This window comes from Catenulispora sp. GAS73 (assembly GCF_041262085.1).
Classification (GTDB): Bacteria; Actinomycetota; Actinomycetes; order Streptomycetales; family Catenulisporaceae; genus Catenulispora.
Genome location: NZ_JBGCCM010000032.1, coordinates 33112 through 55512, shown reverse-complemented (window position 1 = coordinate 55512; position 22401 = coordinate 33112). Strand labels below are relative to the sequence as shown.

Here is a 22401-nt window from a genome sequence, read left to right as displayed (position 1 = left end):
GCCCCACCATGTTGTAACCTCTGCTTACACCTGATCGGATTGCGCAAGGGCCAAAGACGTCCCGCCGTGCCAGACTGACACGACGGAAGGACAGCCCTCATGGCATTCCCAGCCATACCGACCGGTCGCCCCGGATCCTCCCGCCTCGAAAGCCACGCCGTGGCCGAGCCCAGCACGCCCGCCACACCTGCCGCACTGACCGCGCCCGCCGCGGCCACCACCAGCGCCGCCCCGCTGTTCTCGGCGCTGCCCCCGGCGCAGGGCCTGTACGACCCGCGCGCGGAGAAGGACTCCTGCGGCGTCGCGTTCGTCGCGACGCTCACCGGCGTGCCCAGCCACTCCATCGTCGACCAGGCCCTGCAGGCGCTGGTCAACATGGAGCACCGCGGAGCCTCCGGCGCCGAGCCCTCGACCGGCGACGGCGCCGGCATCCTGGTGCAGGTTCCGGACGCGTTCCTGCGCGCCGTGCTGGCCGAACACGCAAACCCGAACGGACGTTTCGACCTCCCGCCGTCCGGGCACTACGCCGTCGGAGTGGCCTTCCTCCCCACCGACGACGACGCCGCACGGGAGGCCGAGGCCCGCGTCGAGGCCATCGCGGCCGAGGAGCACCTGGCCGTCCTCGGCTGGCGCGACCTGCCCACCAACCCTGAAGGGCTGGGCAACGGCGCGCTTTCTGTCATGCCCCGGTTCCGCCAGCTGTTCGTCACCGGCACCGCCGGGCAGGCCGGCATCGAGCTGGACCGGCTGGCCTTCGCCCTGCGCAAGCGCGCCGAGCGCGACGCCGAGGTGTACTTCCCCTCGCTCAGCTCGCGCACCCTGGTCTACAAGGGCATGCTCACCACCGCGCAGCTGGAGACCTTCTTCCCGGACCTGCTCGACGAGCGCTTCGCCAGCGCCATCGGCCTGGTGCACTCCCGCTTCAGCACCAACACCTTCCCGGCCTGGCCGCTGGCCCACCCCTACCGGTTCGTCGCGCACAACGGCGAGATCAACACGGTCATCGGGAACCGCAACTGGATGCGGGCCCGCGAGTCCGACCTGGCCACCGACCTGATCCACGGCGACCTGAACCGGCTGTTCCCGATCTGTACGCCCGGCGCCTCCGACTCCGCCTCCTTCGACGAGGCCCTGGAGCTGCTGCACCTGGCCGGCCGCAGCCTGCCGCACGCCGTGCTGATGATGATCCCCGAGGCGTGGGAGAACCACGGCGAGATGGACGCCGCCCGGCGCGCCTTCTACCAGTTCCACTCCTCCTTCATGGAGCCCTGGGACGGCCCGGCCGACATGGTCTTCTCCGACGGCACCCTGATCGGCGCGGTCCTGGACCGCAACGGCCTGCGCCCCTCCCGCTACTGGGTCACCGACGACGGCCTGGTGGTCCTGGCCAGCGAGTTCGGCGTCCTGGACATCGACCCGGCGACCGTGGTCCGCAAGGGCCGCCTGCAGCCCGGCAAGATGTTCCTGGTCGACACCGCGGCCGGCCGCATCGTCGAGGACGAGGAGATCAAGTCCGCGCTGGCCGCCGCCGAGCCGTACGCCGAATGGCTGCACGCCGGCCGGATCAAGCTCGACAAGCTCCCCGAGCGCGAGCACATCGTGCACACCCGGGCCTCGGTCACCCGCCGCCAGCAGACCTTCGGCTACACCGAGGAGGAACTGCGGGTCCTGCTGGCCCCGATGGCCCGCACCGGCGGCGAGCCGCTGGGTTCCATGGGCTCGGACTCCCCGGTCGCGGTGCTCTCCGAGAAGCCGCGCCTGGTCTTCGACTACTTCTCCCAGCTGTTCGCACAGGTCACCAACCCGCCGCTGGACGCCATCCGGGAAGAGCTGGTCACCAGCCTGGCCACCACCATCGGCCCGGAGACCAACCTGCTGGAGCCCTCGGCCGCGGCCTGCCGCCAGGTCGAGGTGACCTTCCCGGTCATCGACAACGACGAGCTGGCCAAGCTCATCCACATCAACGCCGACGGCGACCTACCGGGCCTGCGCGCGGTCACCGTCTCAGGGCTCTACCGGGTCGCCGGCGGCGGCCTGGCGCTGCGGGCCCGGCTGGAGGAGATCCGCGAGGAGGTCTCCAAGGCCATCGCCGGCGGCGCGCGCATCATCGTGCTCTCCGACCGGCACTCCGACGCCGAGAACGCCCCGATCCCCTCGCTGCTGCTCACCTCGGCGGTGCACCACCACCTGATCCGCGAGAAGACCCGCACCCACGTCGGCCTGGTCGTCGAGGCCGGCGACGTGCGCGAGGTGCACCACGTCGCGCTGCTGATCGGCTACGGCGCCGCGGTGGTGAACCCCTACCTGGCGATGGAGTCGGTCGAGGAGATGGCCGGCTCGGGCCACCTCGGCCTGATCGAGCCCGAGCAGGCGATCAGGAACCTGATCAAGGCCCTCGGCAAGGGCGTGCTGAAGGTGATGTCCAAGATGGGCATCTCCACGGTCGCCTCCTACCGCGGCGCGCAGATCTTCGAGGCCGTCGGCCTGGCGCAGGACGTCGTCGACGAGTACTTCGTCGGCACGACCAGCAAGCTCGGCGGCGTGGGCCTGGAGACGCTGGCCGAGGAGACCGCGCGCCGGCACGCCCGCGCCTACCCCAAGCAGTCCGGCACCTCCCGCCTGGCGCACCGCCGGCTGGAGATCGGCGGGGAGTACCAGTGGCGCCGCGAGGGCGAGCCGCACCTGTTCGACCCGGACACCGTCTTCCGGCTCCAGCACTCCACGCGTGAGAAGCGGTACGACATCTTCAAGCAGTACACCTCGCGCGTCGACGAGCAGTCCGAGCGGCTGATGACGCTGCGCGGCCTGTTCAAGATCAAGGACGGGGAGCGTCCCTCCATCCCGATCGAAGAGGTCGAGCCCGTCTCCGAGATCGTCAAGCGCTTCTCGACCGGGGCCATGTCTTACGGCTCCATCTCTTATGAGGCGCACCAGACGCTCGCGATCGCCATGAACCAGCTGGGCGCCAAGTCCAACACCGGCGAGGGCGGCGAGGACGTCGAGCGGCTGCGCGACCCGGAGCGCCGCAGCAAGATCAAGCAGGTCGCCTCCGGCCGGTTCGGCGTCACCGCCGAGTACCTGGCCGCGGCCGAGGACATCCAGATCAAGATGGCCCAGGGCGCCAAGCCCGGCGAGGGCGGCCAGCTGCCCGGCCACAAGGTGTACCCGTGGGTGGCCAAGACCCGGCACTCCACGCCGGGCGTCGGCCTGATCTCCCCGCCGCCGCACCACGACATCTACTCGATCGAGGACCTGGCGCAGCTGATCCACGACCTGAAGAACGCCAACCGCGACGCGCGCGTGCACGTCAAGCTGGTCGCCGAGGTCGGCGTCGGCACGGTGGCGGCCGGGGTGTCCAAGGCGCACGCCGACGTGGTCCTGATCTCCGGGCACGACGGCGGCACCGGCGCCAGCCCGCTGACCTCGCTCAAGCACGCCGGCGCGCCGTGGGAGCTGGGCCTGGCCGAGACCCAGCAGACGCTGCTGCTCAACGGCCTGCGTGACCGCATCGTGGTGCAGACCGACGGCCAGCTCAAGACCGGCCGCGACGTGGTCATCGCGGCGCTGCTCGGCGCCGAGGAGTACGGCTTCGCCACCGCGCCGCTGGTCGTCTCCGGCTGCGTCATGATGCGCGTGTGCCACCTGGACACCTGCCCGGTGGGCGTCGCGACGCAGAACCCTGAGCTGCGCGCCCGGTTCAGCGGCCGGCCCGAGTTCGTGGTCACCTTCTTCGAGTACCTGGCCGAGGAGGTGCGCGAGCACCTGGCCGCGCTCGGCTTCCGGTCGCTGGAGGAGGCGGTCGGCCACGCCGAACTGCTCGACACCGCCGCGGCCGTGGCGCACTGGAAGGCCTCCGGCCTGGACCTGGCGCCGCTGTTCCACGTCCCCGAGCTGCCCGAGGGCACCCCGCTGCACCAGACCCGCCAGCAGGACCACGGCCTGGACAAGGCCCTGGACCACCGGCTGATCGAGGTCGCGCAGCCGGCGATCCGCGACGGCGAGCCGGTGCGCGCGCAGTTCGAGATCCGCAACGTCAACCGCACCGTCGGCACGATGCTCTCGCACGAGGTGGTGAAGGTGCACCGCGGCGAGGGCCTGGCCGAGGGCACCATCGACCTGACCTTCGTGGGCTCGGCCGGCAACTCCTTCGGCGCCTTCCTGGCCCCCGGCATCACCCTGCGCCTGGAGGGCGACGCCAACGACTACGTCGGCAAGGGCCTGTCCGGCGGCCGGATCGTGGTCCGCCCGCACCGCGACGCCGCGACGATCAACGACGCCGCCGAGCGCAACGTGATCGCCGGCAACGTCATCGCCTACGGCGCCACCAGCGGCCGCATCCACCTGCGCGGTACCGTCGGCGAGCGCTTCTGCGTCCGCAACTCCGGCGCCACCGCCGTCGTGGAGGGCGTCGGCGACCACGCCTGCGAGTACATGACCGGCGGCACCGTGGTCATCCTCGGCGAGCACGGCCGCAACCTGGCCGCCGGCATGAGCGGCGGCACCGCCTACGTCCTGGACCTGAAGGTCTCCCGGGTGAACTCCGAGATGGTCAACGTCGAAGCCCTGGACGCCGAGGACCGAGCCCTGCTCCACACCCTGGTCCAGGACCACCAGGAGGAGACCGGCTCGGCCGTCGCGGCGGCGCTGCTCGCCGACTGGAGCGGCAGTGCTGTAGGGCGCTTCGCCAAGATCATGCCGGTCGACTACAAGCGGGTGCTCACCGCCCGTGCCGCGGCACAGGCCGCCGGGCTGAACGAAGAGCAGACCCTCGACAAGATCATGGAGGCCACCCGTGGCTGACCCTCGTGGTTTCCTCACCACCCCGCAGCAGCACCCGGAGCGCCGCCCGGTCACCGAGCGCGTCCAGGACTGGAAAGAGGTCTACAAGCCCGGGGGCCTGCTGCCGATCGTCAGCAAGCAGGCCGGCCGCTGCATGGACTGCGGCATCCCCTTCTGCCACAACGGCTGTCCGCTCGGGAACATCATCCCGGAGTGGAACGACCTGGTGTGGAAGGGCGACTGGGAGGGTGCCTCCGACCGGCTGCACGCGACCAACAACTTCCCGGAGTTCACCGGGCGGCTGTGCCCGGCGCCGTGCGAGACCGCGTGTGTGCTGGGGATCAACCAGCCGCCGGTGACCATCAAGAACGTCGAGGTCTCCATCATCGACCGGGCCTGGGAGGACGGGACCGTCAAGCCCCTGCCGCCCGAGCGCCTGTCCGGCCGGACGGTCGCGGTGATCGGCTCCGGTCCTTCGGGTCTGGCCGCCGCGCAGCAGCTCACGCGGGCCGGGCACACCGTCGCGGTCTACGAGCGCGCCGACCGCATCGGCGGCCTGCTGCGCTACGGCATCCCCGAGTTCAAGATGGAGAAGCGCCACCTGAACCGGCGGATCGAGCAGATGCGCGCGGAAGGCACCAAGTTCCGTCCCGGCATGCACATCGGCGTGGACCTCACGGGCGACGCGCTGCTGGCCCGGTACGACGCGATCGTGCTCGCGGTCGGCTCGACCAAGGCGCGCGAGCTGGACGTGCCCGGCCGCGACCTGGCCGGGATCCACCAGGCGATGGACTACCTGCCCTACGCGAACAAGACCTGCGAGGGCGACTACCTGACCGCGCCGATCGACGCGTTCGGCAAGCACGTGGTGGTCATCGGCGGCGGCGACACCGGCGCGGACTGCCTGGGCACGGCCACGCGCCAGGGCGCCGAGTCGGTCACGCAGCTGGAGATCATGCCGCAGCCCGGCGAGGAGCGGCCGGCGAACCAGCCGTGGCCGACCTATCCGATGATCTTCCGGGTCTCCTCGGCGCACGAGGAGAACGGCGAGCGCGTCTACGCGGTGTCCACCACCGAGTTCGTGGGCGACGACAACGGCCGGGTCAGGGCCCTGCGCCTGGTCGAGGTGCGGTTCGAGGGCGGGCGTCCGGTCCCGGTGGCCGGCACCGAGCGCGAGATCCCCGCGGACCTGGTGCTGCTGGCCATGGGCTTCGTCGGCCCCGAGCGCGGCAACGGCCTGATCGACCAGCTCGGCCTGGCCCTGGACGAGCGCGGCAACATCGCGCGCGACAGCGAGTACGCCACCAACGTGCCGGGCGTGTTCGTGGCCGGGGACGCCGGCCGCGGGCAGTCGCTGATCGTGTGGGCGATCGCCGAGGGCCGCTCGGCGGCCAGCTCGGTGGACGCCTACCTGTCCGGCTCGACCACGCTGCCCAAGCCGATCCCGCCGACGGCCAGGCCGGTGACGGTGTGAGAGACGGCGCGGCCACCCGCATCGCAGTGCTTTGCGGGTGGCCGCGCCGTGTCGGTGTCGGTGTCGGCCCCGGCGTCCTCGGCCCGGCAACTGGCGAGATGACTCAGTGCTGATTCGCCAGCAGGATGATCCCCATGATCCACAGCAGCAGCGTGACGATGCCGAGCACGAACCCGGCCTGCGCCACGCCGCGGTTGGTGGCCTCGCCGCGGGCCACGCGGTTCAGCCCGATCCGCCCGAAGACGATCGCCAGGATGCTGCACGGGCCGATCAGGAAGCCGACGAGCCCCAGCACCAGCGCCGCGACGCCCATGCCGTTGCGGCGCCGGACCGGGGGAGCGCCGTAGCCGCCGTACTCGTAGCCGCTGCCGCCGCTGTAGGTCGGATAGGCCTCCGGCGGGAGCGGCGGCGGGGCCGGGTACTGCGGGAACTGCTGGTCCGGAGCCGGGTACTGCGGCTCCGGGCGCGGCTCAGGTCCTGGCTCCGGCTCCGGCCTCGGCCCAGGTCCCGTCCCGGGCTCCGTCGCCCGCTCCGGTTCGTGGCCTTCGAGTCCTTCGCGGCCCTCGCGGCCGAGGTGCACCGCCGAAACGGGAGGCTCGATCGGCGAGGAAGGAGGCTGAGCCGGCTCTTCCGGCGACCGGTCCGGCCCCGGTACCGGCCCCGTCTCCGCGGGCTCGGAGGGCTCCGGGGGAGGAGGTGTCGTCATGGAGGCCAATTGTCTCCGTTACACCTGGTTCATTCCATACAGACACACGGTGAACGGGGGTCGAAAGTTGTGTTCGGATCCGTGGGAACTTGTCAGACCCGAAAAAGCTACTAACGAGTAGGACATAAGGTAGTAGGCATGCGCCGCGCGAAAATCGTTTGTACCCTGGGCCCGTCTGCCGGAACCCTGGAGCAGCTCACCGCTCTGGTGGCGGCCGGCATGAATGTGGCCCGTCTGAATCTCTCGCATGGTTCCTATGAGGACCACGAAGAGCGATATCGCAACGTCCGGCAGGTCGCGACCACCAGCGGTCAGGCCATCGGCATCCTTGTCGACCTGCAGGGCCCCAAGATCCGGCTCGGCACCTTCGCCAACGGCAAGGAGGTCCTGGCCAACGGCGCGCAGTTCACCATCACCACGCGCGACGTCGCCGGGGACGCCTCCATTTGCGGCACCACCTACAAGGGGCTGCCCGGCGACTGCAAGCCCGGGGACCGGATCCTCGTCGACGACGGCAAGCTCTGCCTTGAGGTGGAGAGCGTCAGCGACACCGACGTGGTGACCCGGGTCATCGAGGGCGGCCCGATCTCCAACAGCAAGGGCATCAACCTGCCGGGCGTGTCCGTGTCGGTCCCGGCGCTGTCCGAGAAGGACGAGCTGGACCTGCGCTGGGCGCTGGGCAAGCCGGCGCCCGGGCACGGCAACCCGGGTGTGCGCGCCGACATGATCGCGCTGTCCTTCGTCCGGGACGCCGTCGACATCGAGCGCGTCCACGAGATCATGGACGAGGTCGGCCACCGGGTGCCGGTGATCGCCAAGATCGAGAAGCCGCAGGCGGTGGCCAACCTGGACGCCATCGTCGACGCCTTCGACGCGATCATGGTGGCCCGCGGCGACCTGGGGGTGGAGCTCCCGCTGGAGCAGGTCCCGATGGTGCAGAAGCGCTGCATCACGCTGTCCCGCCGCAACGCCAAGCCGGTCATCGTGGCCACCCAGATGCTGGACTCGATGATCACCAACTCCCGGCCCACCCGCGCCGAGGTCTCCGACGTGGCCAACGCGGTCCTGGACGGCACCGACGCGGTGATGCTCTCCGCCGAGACCTCGGTCGGCGCCTACGCGGTGCAGACCGTGGAGACCATGGCCAAGATCATCACCGCGGCCGAGGAGGAGACCCTGGCCGCCGGCCTGAAGCCGGCCCTGAGCAAGCCGCGCACCAAGGGCGGCGCGGTCGCCCGCGCGGCGGCCGAGCTCGGCGAGAACCTGTACGCCAAGTACCTGATCGCCTTCACCGAAAGCGGCGACACGGCGCGCCGGCTGTCCCGCTACCGCCCGCCGACACCGCTGATCGCCTTCACCCCGCACAACGAGATCCGCAACCAGCTCGCACTGAGCTGGGGCATCCGCACCTTCTGCAGCCCCGAGGTCGAGCACACCGACGAGATGGTGCGCCAGGTCGACACCGAGCTCCTGCAGCTGGAACTCTGCAAGGCCGGTGACACGGTCGTCATCATTGCCGGATCGCCCCCCGGCATCCCCGGCTCCACGAACGCGGTGCGGGTGCACCGGGTCGGCGACGCCATCGGCGGCGCCGCACCGGCTTACCGCGAGCTGCGGTAAGGCTCAGGCGGTAAGGCGGTTCTCATCGCCGTGACCGTCTCACGAGGACTGGTCGGGCACTGACTCTCGCGCGCTGCGGCGTCGATCCGGATCCGGATCGACGCCGTTTTCGCCGGTCGGGCCCGCGACAATGGTCAGAACTTGGGACCGACGTGAAGGTCCATGAGGGCTATGGAGTTCTTCTTGGCCACGGAGATGTTGCGCCAGTTCGCGTAACGCCACTCGACGCCGACCACGTCGAGCGCCCAGCAGTAGAGATCGCGGATATCGGATGAGACGTTGCTGAAGAAGTAGCGGGTGTACTCGTAGCGCTTGCGCTCTCCGGCGATGACCTTCTCGGTCCAGTTGGTGATGCGACACCCGTCGGAGTGGATCAAGCCGCGGATGAACTCCCAGGGATGGGACTCGACGATCTCACTCTGCCAATCAGCGAGCTCGATCTTGCGGGTGTGCTTCATGCCCGGACCATGCTGCGGGAACATGCACACCCAATGGCTGGAGTACATTTTCACTTCGGTCATGCCGACGCGTTGGAGCCTGGTCACGCCGCACGGCGGCGCGACCGCCCGCAGTGCTTCGGACGCCGCTTCGATGAGGCCGGGCCAAGCATCGCCGCACGCGATGGTGAGGGTATGGACCCGGTGCTGTGGAGCCTTGGTAATGCAGCCGTCACCAAGGTAGAGGCCGAGCAGGTACGAGTAGGCAGTCCGGTCGAGCTCGGCGCCGTCGCACCGCGGGCAGTAGGGCGTCTCTGCTCTGGTCTTCGGGTACAGGTCGGGGTTCCTGGTCCGGTCGTCGAACTTCCAGGACCCGACTGTGCCTTTGGGCACGTCAAGGCTTCGGGCGATCTCGGCGTTGGGGACTCCGGCACGACACATCGCGATACTGCGCGCCCTGATGTCGGGGTTGTGCATGATGCCCAGACTGTCCGGCGCGGGCGCGCCGCGCAGGAAAACCAAAACCCGTTCGCTCAATCTCGAAGCGAACGGGCGGTATTTCCCTTTTCGTGCCCCAAGCGGGATTCGAACCCGCACTGTATGGTGTTTGAGACCATTGCCTACTGCCAGTTGGGCTATTGGGGCGCATTATCTGTTTCTTGTGCTCGGGGTCATCGAGCGTTTCACAGCATACCGGACTGGGCACCGGCCCCCGCAACCGCCTTCCCCGCAGGTAGGCTCGTACCGAAACAGAACACCGGCACGCCGCCCAGTGAGGATCCCATGGCCACCGAGTCCACCCCCGCCCGCCGAGTGATCATCGCCGAGGACGAGGCGCTGATCCGCCTGGACCTGAAGGAGATGCTTCAGGAGGAGGGTTACGAGGTCGTCGCCGAGGCCTCCGACGGGGCGGCCGCGGTGCGGCTGGCCGAGGAGTTCCGGCCGGACCTGTGCATCTTCGATGTGAAGATGCCGGTGCTGGACGGGATCACCGCCGCCGAGCGGGTGATCGAGGCGCGGATCGCGCCGGTGCTGATCCTCACCGCCTTCTCCCAGCGCGATCTGGTGGAGCGGGCTGCCGAGGCCGGGGTGATGAACTACCTGGTCAAGCCGTTCACCAAGGACAAGCTGGTGCCCGCGATCGAGATCGCGGTGTCCCGGCACACCCAGCTGAAGGCGTTGGAGGGCGAGGTCGCGGACCTGGCCAGCCGGCTGGAGACGCGCAAGCTGGTGGACCGGGCCAAGGGGATCCTGCAGACCGCGCACGGCATGACCGAGCCGGAGGCCTTCCGCTGGATCCAGAAGACCTCGATGGACCGGCGGATGACCATGAAGGAGGTCGCCGAGGTGGTCATCAGCGGGTCGACGGCGGTCGGCTCGCCCACCGCCGGGCACAGCACCGCCGCCAAGGCGGAGTGAGCGCGGCTCGACGGTATAACGATCTTACGATCCGGCCGGTGGTTGTGACGGTGGTCACGCCGCCGGCCGGTGTCGTCCCCCGCGCCGCAGGCGTGCCGGGGGCCCCGCGCGCACCACGGCATCCGTAACATCCCAGCGCCAGGGGCACTGATTACCGGCCCTGCGATGACCCCGACACGGCAGGTCGAGAAGATCAACGGACCTCAAAACTCTCCGGCGCCGGGAACCGGGCCACTTGCGGGGTTTTGGCTCTGGTCGGAGCCTCCTCCCGGTTGGTAACGAGAGCATCACGCGATCTCGGACCCCCTCCCCACGGCTGACGTTCGGCACTAGCCTTCCCATCACCCATGTGGTGACCGCGTGAATTCGGACGAGCACCAAAGCCCAATAGGCGCCGATGCTCGTCCGACGATCAGGGAGGATCTGGAAGTGCGGACCATCAACCGAATGCGGGCTGGCGCTGTCATCGTGGCGGGCGTGCTCGCGCTTTCGGCTTGTGCGGGAAGCTCGACGAAGTCCGGTAGCGGCTCGTCGTCGAGTTCGACCGGGAGCGGAAGCTCCACGTCGGCCGCGAATAATAAGCCCACGCTGGAGATCGGCGTGCAGGGCCCGCTGTCGGGCCAGAACCAGGCCCTGGGCCTGAACATCGACTGGGGCGTCAAGCTCGCCGTGAAGCAGGCGAACGACAAGGGCGACCTGCCGTTCAACCTGGTCGTCAAGGACTCCGACGACCAGGGCGACCAGTCCAAGGGCGCGACCGCCGCGCAGCTGCTGATCCAGGACCCGAAGGTGGTCGGCGTCGTCGGCCCGGCCTTCTCCGGTCCGACCGCGGCCTCCGGCGCGCTGTACTCCGGCGCCAACCTCGTGGCCGTCAGCCCCTCGGCGACCCGTCCGTCCCTGACCTCCTCCGGCTACAAGACCTTCTACCGCGTCGTGGCCAACGACAGCGTGCAGGGTCCGGCGGCCGCCGACTACATGGTCAAGGTGCTCAAGGCCACCAACGTCTACGTGGTCGACGACAAGACCCAGTACGGCCAGGGCCTGTCCACCGCGATCGTGGCCGAGCTGCACAAGGACAGCGCCACGGTCGAGACCGACAGCGCGCCGCAGGGCACGCAGGACTACTCGCAGCTGGCTTCCAAGGTCGCCTCCTCGGGTGCCAAGGCCATGTACTACGCGGGCTACTACGCCGACGGCGGCGTGTTCGCCAAGGCGCTGAAGGCCGCCGGGTACACCGGCACCATGCTCTCCGGCGACGGGTCGAAGGACCCGAACTTCATCACCACCGCCGGGCAGGACGCGGCCGAGGGCTGGCAGTTCACCTGCCCCTGCCTGGACGCCGGCAGCGACCCGAAGTACGCCTCGTTCGTGACCGCCTACAAGGGGCTGTCCAACGCCGCCCCCGGTACGTACTCGATCGAGGGCTACGACGCGGCGAACGTCATCATCAGTGTTCTGAAGACCCTGAACACCGCCAGCCCGACCCGGGCCGCGGTGGCCGCGGGCGTGGCCACGGTGGACTACCAGGGTCTGTCCAAGGAGATCAAGTTCACTCCCACCGGTGACATCTCCGGAACCGCGATCTACGCGTACAAGATCCAGAGCGGCGTGATCACACTGCTCGGCGACATCTCCAAGATGCCGGGTATCGGCAGCTGATCTGAGGCAGGGCCGGTGCCCGGCGATCTCGATCGGCGGGCACCGGCACGGTTCCTGTTTCTAGGCGCCCGGGTCAGCCAGGCCCGACAGCGTCGCAAAGACGAGACCCTCCCGCGAGCCGTGGCCCGCTTGGTTCCACAGCGGGCCGCGGCTTTCGTGTGGCATCGGGCCACCCCCGCAACCCTGACGCCTCCTGCACAGGAAGCCCTTTATGTACATCACCCAACACTTTTGGGAGCTACTGTTCCAAGGGATCAGGCTCGGCTCCCTCTACGCCCTGATCGCCATCGGCTACACCATGGTCTACGGCGTGCTCCAGCTGATCAACTTCGCGCACAGCGAGGTGTTCATGTCCGGCGCCCTGGGCGGCGTGTTCATGCTCACCGCGCTGGTCGGCACCGGCGGCAAGATCCCCAGCGGCTTCGCGGCCTTCGAGTACACCGCCCTGGCCCTGCTGGCCGGCGCCGCGGTGGGCGCGGCCATCGCGTTCTCCCTGGAGCGGGTGGCCTACAGGCCGCTGAGAAAACGCCACGCGCCCAAACTGGTGTACCTGATCACCGCGATCGGCGCCTCGATCTTCCTGTACAACCTCGCCGGCAAGCTGTTCGGCCGCAACAACCTGCAGGTCCCGGAGTCCTTCCACTCCGGAAAGGTTTTCGTCCTGCCCGGTAGCGGGGCCGCCGGGCCGCGCACGGTCAAGACTCTGGACGTACTGATCATCGCGACCGCCGTGATCATGATGATCCTGCTGGACCTGCTGATCTCCCGCACCAAGCTGGGCGCCGGCATCCGGGCCGTGGCGCAGGACGCCGAGACCGCTCAGCTCATGGGCGTGGACGTGTCCAAGGTGATCTCCCGGACGTTCATCATCGGCGGTCTGCTGGCCGGCGTCGGGGGCGTGCTGTACGCGATGTTCCACGCGGTGACGTACACGATGGGCTTCGTCCCGGGCATCAAGGCGTTCACCGCCGCGGTGCTCGGCGGCATCGGCAACGTCCGCGGCGCCATGCTCGGCGGTCTGCTGCTGGGCATCGTGGAGAGCTTCAGCCAGGGCATCTTCTCTCTGGAGTGGGTTGACGTGGTCTCCTTCGTGGTCCTGGTCGGGGTCCTGCTGATCCGCCCGACCGGCATCCTGGGCGAGCGGACGGGGAGGGCGGCGTGACGGCCTCGATCTCTGAGCTGTCGGCGCAAGTCCGACAGCTGCGCAGCCATGAGACGTGGTGGCGCAACCCGCTGTTCGCGCGGCTGTTCGGCATCATCGCGCTGTTCATGGTGCTCAGCATCCTGACGAACCAGACGCAGGGCTCTTCCAGCAACTACACGCTGGTGGTCAAGGACAGCTGGTTCTCCGCACGCGGCGCCGAGTACCTCGTCGGCGCGGTCGTGGTCTGGCTGATCGCCGAGCTGTGGCGGATCCGCGGACTGGGCCGCATCGCCTCGCAGGCGGTGGCGCCGGTACGGCAGGTCAAGGACGCCCGGGCGCTGAAGAACCTGTGGGTCAAGCGCGGCGGCCTGGTGCTGCTCGTGGTCGTGGCGATCCTGCTGCCGAACGTGGGCCTGTTCACCCTGCCGTACTTCCAGTCCGTGCTCTCCGACCAGGTCGGCGTGTACGTGCTGGCCGCGGTCGGGCTGAACGTGGTGGTCGGCTGGGCCGGCCTGCTGGACCTGGGCTACATCGCGTTCTTCGCGATCGGCGCCTACACCACCGCCATCTTGTCCGGCAAGCTCCCGATCGGCGCCGACGGCAACCCCGAGGCGCACCCGCCGATCCACCTGAACCTGTTCTTCGCGTTCCCGATCGCGGTCCTGCTGACCATGGCGGCCGGCCTCATCCTGGGTGCTCCGACGCTGCGGCTGCGGGGCGACTACCTGGCGATCGTGACGCTGGGCTTCCACGAGATCGTGCTGAACATCGCCCGGAACAACCCGAAGAACATCACCGGCGGCGCGCTGGGCGCGACCGGGATCTCGACGTTCCGGTTCAACCTGTTCGGCATCCACTACGACTGGAACACCAACGATTCCAAACCGTACTGGTATCTGGCGATCGGGTTGATCATCGTCGTGGTCTTCGCCTTCCGAAGGCTGGAGCACTCCAAGGTCGGCCGGACCTGGACGGCGATCCGCGAGGACGAGGTGGCCGCGGCCGCCTCGGGCGTGCCGACGGTGAAGTACAAGCTGATGGCCTTCGCGATCGGCGCCTCCACCTCCGGGTTCGCCGGCGTGTTGTCGACGGCGAAGATCACCGCGATCACACCGGACAACTTCCCACTACCGTTGTCCATCTTCGTGTTGGCGTACGTCATCTTCGGCGGTATGGGCTCGTTGACCGGTGTCATCGTGGGCGCCTCGCTGATGACCTTCCTGCCGTACTTCCTGCAGGGGCCACCCTCGTGGTTCAACGGCGGCCACCCGGTCGTGGACCCGAAGGACATCCCGATGTGGGTGGGCGCGGTGCTGCTGACCATGATGATCTTCCGGCCCCAGGGCCTGATCCCGTCCAAACGCCGGGCCCAGGAACTGGCACAGGCCGAGCACGGCGTCGGCGACGCGGACGCGATGACCGAGCCGGCGGAAGGAGTGGCCCCGTGAGTACGAGCACTGAGACCGCCGGGCAGAGCACGGCGGCCGGCGAGCCGGTCCTGCGCGCCGAGGGCGTCACCCTCCGGTTCGGCGGTCTGACCAGCCTGGACCACGTCGGCCTGACGCTGCACCGCGGCGAGATCCTGGCCGTGATCGGGCCGAACGGCGCCGGGAAGACCTCGCTGTTCAACAGCCTGACCGGGGTCTACCTGCCGCAGGAGGGCATGATCGAGTTCGTGCCGGCAGGCGTGGGCTCGGAGGTGCCGCTGGTGCACACCAACCCCCTGACCCGCCGCCGCACCAACCGCAAGCCGCACCTGGTGAACCGCGTGGGCATCTCGCGCACGTTCCAGAACATCCGGCTGTTCAACGCGCTGACGGTGCTGGAGAACGTGCAGATCGCGGCCGAGACGCGCAGCGCCTCCGGCCCGATCGGCGTGATGCTGGGCCTGCCCCGCAACCGCCGCAACGAGCGGGCCGCGCGCCAGCACTCCCGCGAGATGCTGGAGTTCGTGGGCCTGCGCGGCAAGGAGAGCGACATCGCCGGCTCGCTGTCCTACGGCGACCAGCGGCGTCTGGAGATCGCCCGGGCGCTGGCCAGCGACCCGAAGGTGCTGCTGCTGGACGAGCCGGCGGCCGGTACCAACCCCTCGGAGAAGCTGGGCCTGGCGCAGCTGATCACCCGCATCAACACCGAGCTGGGCATCAGCATCCTGCTGATCGAGCACGACATGCGGCTGGTGATGTCGGTGGCGCACCGGATCACGGTGCTGAACTTCGGGAAGGTGATCGCCTCCGGGCTGCCTTCCGAGGTGCAGCAGAACCCCGCGGTGATCGAGGCTTACCTCGGCAGCGAGGCGGCCGAGGAGGCGGTGGCTGAGGCTGAGGCTGAGGCTGGAGCTGAGGCGGCCGCTGACGCGCAGCCGTCTGAGGCTGCTGTCGCCGACGTACCGTCGCCTGTGGTCGCGGCTGCGGCTGCCGAGGACGCTGAGCCGGCGGCGGAGGCGGAAGCGTCTCCGGCCGAGACAGTCGAGGAGCCAGCTGCTGAGGCTGAGACCTCGACCGAGGCTGAAACCGGGGCTGAGACCGAGACCGAGCTCCAGGCTGAAGCGGAGTCCGAGAGCGCGGCCGCGGCCGAGTCCCCGGCGTCCCCCGAAGCCGCCGAGCAGGCCGCCGAGCCGGAGGCTGCGTCCGAGGCTGAGTCCCAGGCCGAGGCCCAGGTATCCCGGGCCCGGGAATCTTCTTCCCAGGAGTCCCCGGCCGCCGGATCCCCGGCCCGCGACACCAACGAGGAGGGGTCCGCGTGAGCGACCAGGCGACGACCATCCCCGCCCCGCGCACCGAGAACCACCGCACCGACGCCGCGCTCCTGGAGCTCCGCTCGGTCGAGGTGGCCTACGGCGGCATCGTGGCCCTGAAGGGCATCGACCTGGAGGTCCACCAGGGCGAGATCGTGGCCTTGCTCGGCGCCAACGGAGCCGGCAAGACCACGACCCTGCGCACCGTCTCAGGGCTCCTCCAGCCGCGCTCCGGCCAGGTCCTGTACGCCGGCGAGCCCCTGTCGGGCATCCCGGCGCACAAGATCGTCCAACTGGGCATCGGCCACTCCCCGGAAGGCCGCCGCATCTTCCCGCGGATGACCGTCCTGGAGAACCTCCAGATGGGCGCCTACCGCTTCAAGGCGGTGTCCCAGAAGGACCTGGACCAGGTCTTCGAGCTCTTCCCGCGGCTGCACGAACGTCGCACCCAGCTCGGCGGCAACCTGTCCGGCGGCGAGCAGCAGATGCTCGCCATCGGCCGCGCCATGATGGGCCAGCCCACCCTGCTGCTCCTCGACGAACCCTCGATGGGCCTGGCGCCACTGATCGTGGCCCAGATCTTCGAGATCATCGAGCGCATCAACGCCCTGGGCACCACCATCCTGCTGGTCGAACAGAACGCGGCCCAGGCCCTGAAGCTCGCCAACCGAGGCTACGTCCTGGAAACCGGCGAGGTCAGAATGAGCGCCCCCGCCGCCGAACTGCTGAACGACCCGCGCGTCCGCGAGGCCTACCTCGGCGAGACCGCGGAGTAGTCCGAGCAGGGAGCAGTTGGTCAGGGAGCAGTTCGAGCACTGAGATCAGCGGCCGTGATCCCCAACGCCTTCACCGGCAAGGGGATCACGGCTTCTGTCTACCTCCAGCTTCGCCTCGGCCGGCCATGAACGCTCCCCGACCTCGCAGTGGTAGCAGCGCGCGACAACACCGTCGTGGTTGTACCACTCGCTTGCCGGCGCGCCACACCCTCATGAAAACGGCCAACTCCGCACCGGCAGCGGCGCCCGCGCCGTAGCCCCGCCCTCGCCGTCGTTGAACGTGAACCCGTTCACCGTCGCGTCGCGCGGCACGTCGTAGTAGATGTCGAACTCGTACCGGTCGCTCCTGCCGACCTCCGGGAGCTGCAGCGGCTGCCGCTCCACCTCCTGCGCCTGGTACGAGACCGGGATCGACGCCCCGGCGGTGGTGGTCAGCGCCGTCTTGCGGACGTCGAAGGTGTGCGTGAAGGTGTCGTCGTCGGTCAGTGCGACCCGGATCATGCAGTACTGGCCGTTCGCCTGCTCCTCGCCGTGCGTGCCGATGATCGTCGACATGCCGCAGGTCAGCCGCAGCGGCACCAGCACGATCTTGCCGCTGGTGTACGGCCCCTCCGACGGCAGCACGACCTCCTTCGGCCGCAGCGTCTCGTTCACCGGATCCGGCGCGAGCGTCGGTCCGGTCGCGGACGCGGTCTTCGAGGATCCCTGGGCGGTCTCGGCCGAGCAGGCATCGGCCGCGGCGGGCCAGGCCGCGACGGCGATCGCGGTGGCCACGGCGGCGCCGGCCAGCACACCGGCGAGGGCGACAACGCTGTCGCGGCGGGCGGGGCGAAACGTCACGCTACCTGGATACGCCGAGGCTCGGCCGTTGTATAGCCCTTTTGCATAGCACTGCGAACCTCCCCCTCGGGAGGCGCAGCCCGACCCTCGGCAGACACAGCAGGCGCAGCCTCAACCCCCGCAAGCCACCTGAAGCATCTCGGTCACCAGCCCCGGCCGCAGCTGCGCGATGAACACCTGCTGCGTCGACGTACCGTGTCCCGGAGCCGCGTTCTTCAGATGCGCCGTGAACTCCACACCGATGATGCTCTCGTCCCATTGCGGCATCCGCGCGCAGTCGTCGAGATGCCAGTGCGTACTGACGTGCGTGGTCTGCCCGGGGTCCACCACCGCCGGCAGCCCGTCGCCGGTGATGACCACGTCGGACGCGGTCGAGGCGACCTTGTCCACGATCCACTCCGTCGTCCCGGCCGCCTCGATCGTGAACGCCAGGTCGAACCCCTGCGGATCACTCGGCGCGCCGATCGGCTGCGTGGTGTCGATCGCCGTCGCGGCGATCTGGCTGCCGGGCCCGGCACACTGCGCGGCCCGCTGCCGCATGTACGTGTCCCACAGCCCGCCGGTCAGCGGATAGGCGTAGTCGTGCCCGGCGTCCGGATTCTGCGGCGTGCTGACGCTGTACCGGATCGTCAGCGGCAGCACCGGAAGATACGTCAAGTCGTCGCACGCGTACGGAAGCGTTACCGGCACAGACACCGTGCTCCCGGCGTTCATGCCCTCGGCCGGCCACACCGAGGCCGATCCGATCCGCGTCCCCACCGCGTCCCAGATCTCGGCGCTGACCACCTCCAGCGGCGCCGTGGCGTTGTTGGTCAGCTCCAGGCCCAGTACCGCGTGGTCGGCGCCGTCGGAGGCCTCCAGCGTGGTGGAGCCGAGCCGGACCTTGTAGAGATCGACGTTCACCTGCGAGGGCGTCGGGATCGGCTGCGGCGCCGCCTCGCGCCGGCCCGACGTCGGCCACGCCGCGACGGTCAGCGCGCCGGCTGCGGCGAGCACGCCGAGGATGCGGACCGGGCGGGGGAGCCGGCCGAAGCGCAAACCCGCGTAGGCACTGCCGTCGATGGTCTCGCGCTCGCTGCGGGCCGAGTTCGGCCCCTCGCCCGGCAGCGGATCGTCGTCGACGAGCTCGACGACGATCTCAAGCTCGTCGGGGTCCGGATCCCCGGCCTGGTCGGCCTCGGACGCCTCGCCGCCGAAGTCACCCCACCCTGATCCCATGGGGGCATTGTCGATCCGTGGCGGACGGTGCGCCAGGGGATCAAGGACGCGTCATTCCTTGACCAGGCACGTGATCCTGCTGGTGCAGACCCGGCGCCCGGCCTCGTCGGTGACCACGATCTCGCTGACCACCAGCGTACGACCGGCGTGCAGCACCCGGCAGGTGCCGGTGACCCGGCCCTCCTTGGCCGAGCGGTGGTGCGTGGCGTTGATGTCCACCCCGACCACCTGCTTGTCCGCACCTGCGTGCAGCGCGGCCATCAGCGAGCCCAGAGTCTCGGCCAGCACCACCGACGCGCCGCCGTGCAGCAGGCCGTAGACCTGGGTGTTGCCGGCGACCGGCATGGTCGCGACGATCTCCTCCTTGGTCGCGGAGGCGATCACGATGTCCATGCGCTCGGTCAGGTGGCCGGCGCCGATCTCGTTGAACATCGCGGCGATCTGTTCGGCCTCGGACACCTGGTTGTTCTGGTCTATCGACATCGCGGAGCCTCTTTCGGGGGGCGGGGCGCGGAACGGCCGCGGAAAACTACACCACATTAACTGCAACGTGTTGCAGTCAGCCTAACCACCGCCGAGTTGCCCCGGCCTGTCGGTACCGCGCAATAGGATCCATACCGTGAGCCCCGCCAAGAAGACCTCCGAGTCCACCGCAAGCCGCCCCGTCCTGCTCCTGCTGGACGGCCATTCCCTGGCGTACCGGGCGTATTACGCGCTGAAGGAGGCCGACCTGCGCACCACCACGGGCCAGCCCACCGGCGCGGTGCAGGGGTTCACGTCGATGCTGATCAACACGCTGCGCGACGAGCGGCCGACGCACGTCGCGGTGGCCTTCGACGTCTCGCGCCAGACCTTCCGCACCGAGAAGTTTCCCGAGTACAAGGCCAACCGCTCGGCCTCGCCGGACGACTTCAAGAGCCAGGTCGGCCTGATCGACGAGCTGCTCGCGGGCCTGGGCATCACGGTGATCCGCAAGGAGGGCTTCGAGGCGGACGACGTCATCGCCACCCTGACCACCCAGGCCGCCTCCGACGGCTTCGAGGTCCGCATCCTCACCGGCGACCGCGACTCGCTCCAGCTGGTGAACGACGACGTGACCGTCCTGTACCCCAAGCGCGGCGTCTCGGACCTGTCCCGCTTCACCCCGGCGGCGGTGGAGGAGAAGTACGAGCTCACCCCGCAGCAGTACCCCGACTTCGCCGCGCTGCGCGGCGACCCCTCGGACAACCTGCCGAACATCCCCGGCGTCGGCGAGAAGACCGCCGCGAAGTGGATCCGCGAGTTCGGCTCGCTGGCCGAGCTGGTGGCGCGCGCCGACGAGGTGAAGGGCAAGGCGGGGGAGACGCTGCGGGCGCACCTGGAGCAGGTGCGGCTCAACCGCGAGCTGACCGAGCTGATCAAGGACGTGCCGCTGCAGGCCGGCCCCGCGGATCTGGCCTGGACCTCCGAGGGCGACCCGGAGTCGGTGTACCAGCTGTTCGACACGCTGGAGTTCTCCCGGTCGATGCGCGACCGCGTGGCGCCGCTGCTGGCCTCCGGGGCCGACGAGGCCGCCGTCGGCGAGGCGGTGCAGCTTCAGGGACAGGTGCTGGAGGTCGGGCAGCTGGCCGACTGGCTGGCCGCGAACGCCACCGGCGAGGCCGCGACCGGCGTCGCGGTGAACGGCACCTGGGGCCGCGGGACCGGGGATGTCAGCGGCCTGGCTTTCGCCGGCGCCGACGGCACCGCCGCGTACATCGACGTCACGCAGCTGGACCCGTCCGACGAGACCGCGCTGGCTGCCTGGCTGGCCGACCCGGCGCGCCCGAAGGTGCTGCACGACGCCAAGGGTCCGATCCTGGCCCTGGCCGCCCGCGGCCTCACCCTGAACGGCGTGGTCGCCGACACCGCGCTGGAGGCCTACCTGGCCCAGTCCGGCCGCCGCTCCTTCGAGCTGGAGCCGCTGGCCGAGGAGGTGCTGGGCCGCCGCCTGTCGCCGGCCGACGCCGACACGAACCAGGGCACGCTGTTCGCCGACGAGGACGCCGAGGCCGAGCGCCAGATGGCGGCCGCGCACGCGGTCCTGGACCTGGCCGACGCGCTGCGCGAGAAGCTCGGCGACACCGGCGCCGAGCAGCTGCTGACCGACATCGAGCTGCCGCTGGTCGGCGTGCTGGCGGCGATGGAGCAGGTCGGCATCGCCATCGACGACCGGCTGTTCCAGGAGTTGGAGAAGGGCTTCTCCAGCGAGGCGTCCAAGGAGGTCGACGCGGCCCGCGCCGAGGCCGGCGTCGAGACCCTGAACCTGGGCTCGCCCAAGCAGCTGCAGGAAGTCATCTTCGAGACCCTGGGCATGCCCAAGACCAAGAAGATCAAGACCGGCTACACCACCGACGCCGACGCCCTGGCCTGGCTCCAGGCCCAGACCCAGCACCCCTTCCTGGACCACCTGCTGCGCTGGCGCGAGGTGAACCGGCTGAAGACCGTGGTCGAGGGGCTGTCGAAGTCGGTGTCGGCGGACACCCGCATCCACACCACCTACAACCAGATGATCGCCGCCACCGGCCGCCTGTCGTCGGTGGACCCGAACCTGCAGAACATCCCCATCCGCACCCTGGAGGGGCAGCAGATCCGCAAGGCCTTCATCGCCGGGCCCGGCTACGAGTCCCTGATGACCGCGGACTACAGCCAGATCGAGATGCGCATCATGGCGCACCTGTCCGAGGACCAGGGCCTGATCGACGCCTTCACCTCCGGCGAGGACCTGCACAACACGGTCGCCTCGAAGGTGTTCGAAGTCGACGCCACCGCCGTCGACCCCGAACACCGCCGCCGCATCAAGGCCATGAGCTACGGCCTGGCCTACGGCCTGTCGGCGTTCGGCCTCTCCCAGCAGCTGGGCATCGAGACCGGCGAGGCCGCGAAGATGATGGAGGACTACTTCCAGCGCTTCGGCGGCGTCCGCGACTACCTGCACGAGATCGTGGTCCAAGCCCGCGCCACCGGCTACACCGAGACCATGTTCGGCCGCCGCCGCTACCTCCCGGACCTGGCCAGCGACAACCGCCAGCGCCGCGAGATGGCCGAGCGCATGGCCCTGAACGCCCCCATCCAGGGCTCGGCCGCGGACATCATCAAGGTCGCGATGATCCGCGTCCGCGACGCGCTGGTGAAGGAGCAGCTCCAGTCCCGGATGCTGCTCCAGGTCCACGACGAACTGGTGCTGGAGATCGCCGCCGGCGAGCGGGAGCAGGTCGAGGCGCTGGTGCGGCGCGAGATGGCCGCCGCGGCGGAGCTGCGGGTGCCGCTGGACGTGTCGGTCGGGGTCGCGGCGAACTGGGCGGATGCGGCGCACTAGCGCGCTGGGCGTTGAGGGGTAGGCGGCAGGGGTAGGCCGGCTGGAGCGGGCCGGGTCGCCCTTCGGGGTGGGCTGGCTCGCGTGAGTTTCGGCGGCTGCGGTGGCTCGCGCGTTTGCTGCTGAGGTGCGGCGGCTGCGGTGGCTCGCATGCGATCGCCGCCGAGCTGCGCTGGCCCGCGCGCAATTGCCGCTGAGTTGTGACGGTTGCGGTGGCTGCGATGGCTCGCGTTTGATCGCTGCTGAGCTGCGGTGGCA

Annotated in this window: 14 protein-coding genes, 1 tRNA gene and 1 pseudogene; 10 read left to right on the top strand and 6 right to left on the bottom strand. The window is 69.6% G+C overall.

The genetic code is table 11. The annotated features are described in order from the left end of the window. The first annotated feature begins 99 nt into the window (after positions 1-99). On the top strand, positions 100-4800 hold the full coding sequence (gene gltB, locus ABH935_RS37630) for a glutamate synthase large subunit (RefSeq protein WP_370382747.1): 4701 nt from the start codon (positions 100-102) through the stop codon (positions 4798-4800). Next, complete coding sequence (locus tag ABH935_RS37625) at positions 4793-6253, top strand: glutamate synthase subunit beta (RefSeq protein WP_370382746.1); 1461 nt, start codon at positions 4793-4795, stop codon at positions 6251-6253. Before gltB ends, ABH935_RS37625 begins: the two co-directional genes overlap by 8 nt. Positions 6254-6356: 103 nt before the next feature. Here ABH935_RS37625 and ABH935_RS37620 read toward each other — a convergent pair whose 3' ends face one another. Continuing rightward, complete coding sequence (locus ABH935_RS37620) at positions 6357-6959, bottom strand: DUF4190 domain-containing protein (RefSeq protein ID WP_370382745.1); 603 nt, start codon at positions 6957-6959, stop codon at positions 6357-6359. A gap of 138 nt (positions 6960-7097) precedes the next feature. Between ABH935_RS37620 and pyk the strand changes: the two genes are divergently transcribed. Beyond that, a complete protein-coding gene (gene pyk / locus ABH935_RS37615) occupies positions 7098-8579 on the top strand; it encodes a pyruvate kinase (RefSeq protein WP_370382744.1) in 1482 nt (493 codons plus the stop codon). A gap of 134 nt (positions 8580-8713) precedes the next feature. Here the strand turns inward: pyk and ABH935_RS37610 are convergent, their stop codons facing one another. Both ABH935_RS37610 and ABH935_RS37605 read right to left on the bottom strand, forming a co-directional pair. Then, positions 8714-9553 carry a helix-turn-helix domain-containing protein gene (locus tag ABH935_RS37610; RefSeq protein ID WP_370382743.1) on the bottom strand — a complete coding sequence of 280 codons (840 nt, stop codon included), beginning with the start codon at positions 9551-9553 and terminating at the stop codon, positions 8714-8716. 33 nt (positions 9554-9586) lie between these two features. Beyond that, positions 9587-9661, bottom strand: a tRNA-Leu gene (locus ABH935_RS37605). A 138-nt stretch (positions 9662-9799) separates the two neighbouring features. On the opposite strand from ABH935_RS37605, the gene ABH935_RS37600 reads away from it, so the two are divergent. The 6 genes and pseudogenes from ABH935_RS37600 (at position 9800) to ABH935_RS37575 (ending at position 16751) form a co-directional block, all read left to right on the top strand. Beyond that, positions 9800-10435 (top strand): ANTAR domain-containing response regulator, encoded by a 636-nt coding sequence (locus tag ABH935_RS37600; RefSeq protein ID WP_370382742.1) that lies wholly within the window; start codon positions 9800-9802, stop codon positions 10433-10435. Positions 10436-10882: 447 nt separating this feature from the next. After that, positions 10883-12094 carry a branched-chain amino acid ABC transporter substrate-binding protein gene (locus ABH935_RS37595; RefSeq protein ID WP_370382741.1) on the top strand — a complete coding sequence of 404 codons (1212 nt, stop codon included), beginning with the start codon at positions 10883-10885 and terminating at the stop codon, positions 12092-12094. 211 nt (positions 12095-12305) lie between these two features. Beyond that, positions 12306-13256: a branched-chain amino acid ABC transporter permease gene (locus ABH935_RS37590; RefSeq protein ID WP_370382740.1), complete on the top strand. Its 951-nt coding sequence runs from the start codon at positions 12306-12308 to the stop codon at positions 13254-13256. Beyond that, positions 13253-14686, top strand: coding sequence for a branched-chain amino acid ABC transporter permease (locus ABH935_RS37585; RefSeq protein ID WP_370382739.1), 1434 nt, complete (start codon positions 13253-13255; stop codon positions 14684-14686). The genes ABH935_RS37590 and ABH935_RS37585 overlap by 4 nt, the downstream gene beginning before the upstream one ends. Beyond that, positions 14683-15600 (top strand): annotated as a pseudogene (locus ABH935_RS37580) (ABC transporter ATP-binding protein); the annotation flags it as partial. The gene ABH935_RS37585 and the pseudogene ABH935_RS37580, both read left to right, overlap by 4 nt. Before the next feature lie 380 nt (positions 15601-15980). After that, positions 15981-16751, top strand: coding sequence for an ABC transporter ATP-binding protein (locus ABH935_RS37575; RefSeq protein WP_370382738.1), 771 nt, complete (start codon positions 15981-15983; stop codon positions 16749-16751). A 210-nt stretch (positions 16752-16961) separates the two neighbouring features. Here the strand turns inward: ABH935_RS37575 and ABH935_RS37570 are convergent, their stop codons facing one another. The 3 genes from ABH935_RS37570 to ABH935_RS37560 all read right to left on the bottom strand — a co-directional run bounded on the left by ABH935_RS37570 (position 16962) and on the right by ABH935_RS37560 (position 19292). Continuing rightward, positions 16962-17591: a hypothetical protein gene (locus ABH935_RS37570; RefSeq protein WP_370382737.1), complete on the bottom strand. Its 630-nt coding sequence runs from the start codon at positions 17589-17591 to the stop codon at positions 16962-16964. A gap of 111 nt (positions 17592-17702) precedes the next feature. Further along, a complete protein-coding gene (locus ABH935_RS37565) occupies positions 17703-18809 on the bottom strand; it encodes a hypothetical protein (RefSeq protein WP_370382736.1) in 1107 nt (368 codons plus the stop codon). Between the two features lie 51 nt (positions 18810-18860). Then, positions 18861-19292 (bottom strand): hotdog fold thioesterase, encoded by a 432-nt coding sequence (locus tag ABH935_RS37560; protein ID WP_370382735.1) that lies wholly within the window; start codon positions 19290-19292, stop codon positions 18861-18863. Positions 19293-19428: 136 nt separating this feature from the next. Here ABH935_RS37560 and polA point away from each other — a divergent pair, with 136 nt between their 5' ends. Further along, positions 19429-22146 (top strand): DNA polymerase I, encoded by a 2718-nt coding sequence (gene polA, locus ABH935_RS37555; protein WP_370382734.1) that lies wholly within the window; start codon positions 19429-19431, stop codon positions 22144-22146. Positions 22147-22401 lie beyond the last annotated feature (255 nt).

Excerpts from the sequence above, each read along its gene's own strand:
- gltB (WP_370382747.1), top strand. The coding sequence starts at position 100 with ATGGCATTCCCAGCCATACCGACCGGTCGCCCCGGATCCTCCCGCCTC.
- ABH935_RS37620 (WP_370382745.1), bottom strand. The coding sequence starts at position 6,959 with ATGACGACACCTCCTCCCCCGGAGCCCTCCGAGCCCGCGGAGACGGGG.
- pyk (WP_370382744.1), top strand. The coding sequence starts at position 7,098 with ATGCGCCGCGCGAAAATCGTTTGTACCCTGGGCCCGTCTGCCGGAACC.
- ABH935_RS37600 (WP_370382742.1), top strand. The coding sequence starts at position 9,800 with ATGGCCACCGAGTCCACCCCCGCCCGCCGAGTGATCATCGCCGAGGAC.
- ABH935_RS37595 (WP_370382741.1), top strand. The coding sequence starts at position 10,883 with ATGCGGGCTGGCGCTGTCATCGTGGCGGGCGTGCTCGCGCTTTCGGCT.
- ABH935_RS37590 (WP_370382740.1), top strand. The coding sequence starts at position 12,306 with ATGTACATCACCCAACACTTTTGGGAGCTACTGTTCCAAGGGATCAGG.
- ABH935_RS37565 (WP_370382736.1), bottom strand. The coding sequence starts at position 18,809 with ATGGGATCAGGGTGGGGTGACTTCGGCGGCGAGGCGTCCGAGGCCGAC.
- ABH935_RS37560 (WP_370382735.1), bottom strand. The coding sequence starts at position 19,292 with ATGTCGATAGACCAGAACAACCAGGTGTCCGAGGCCGAACAGATCGCC.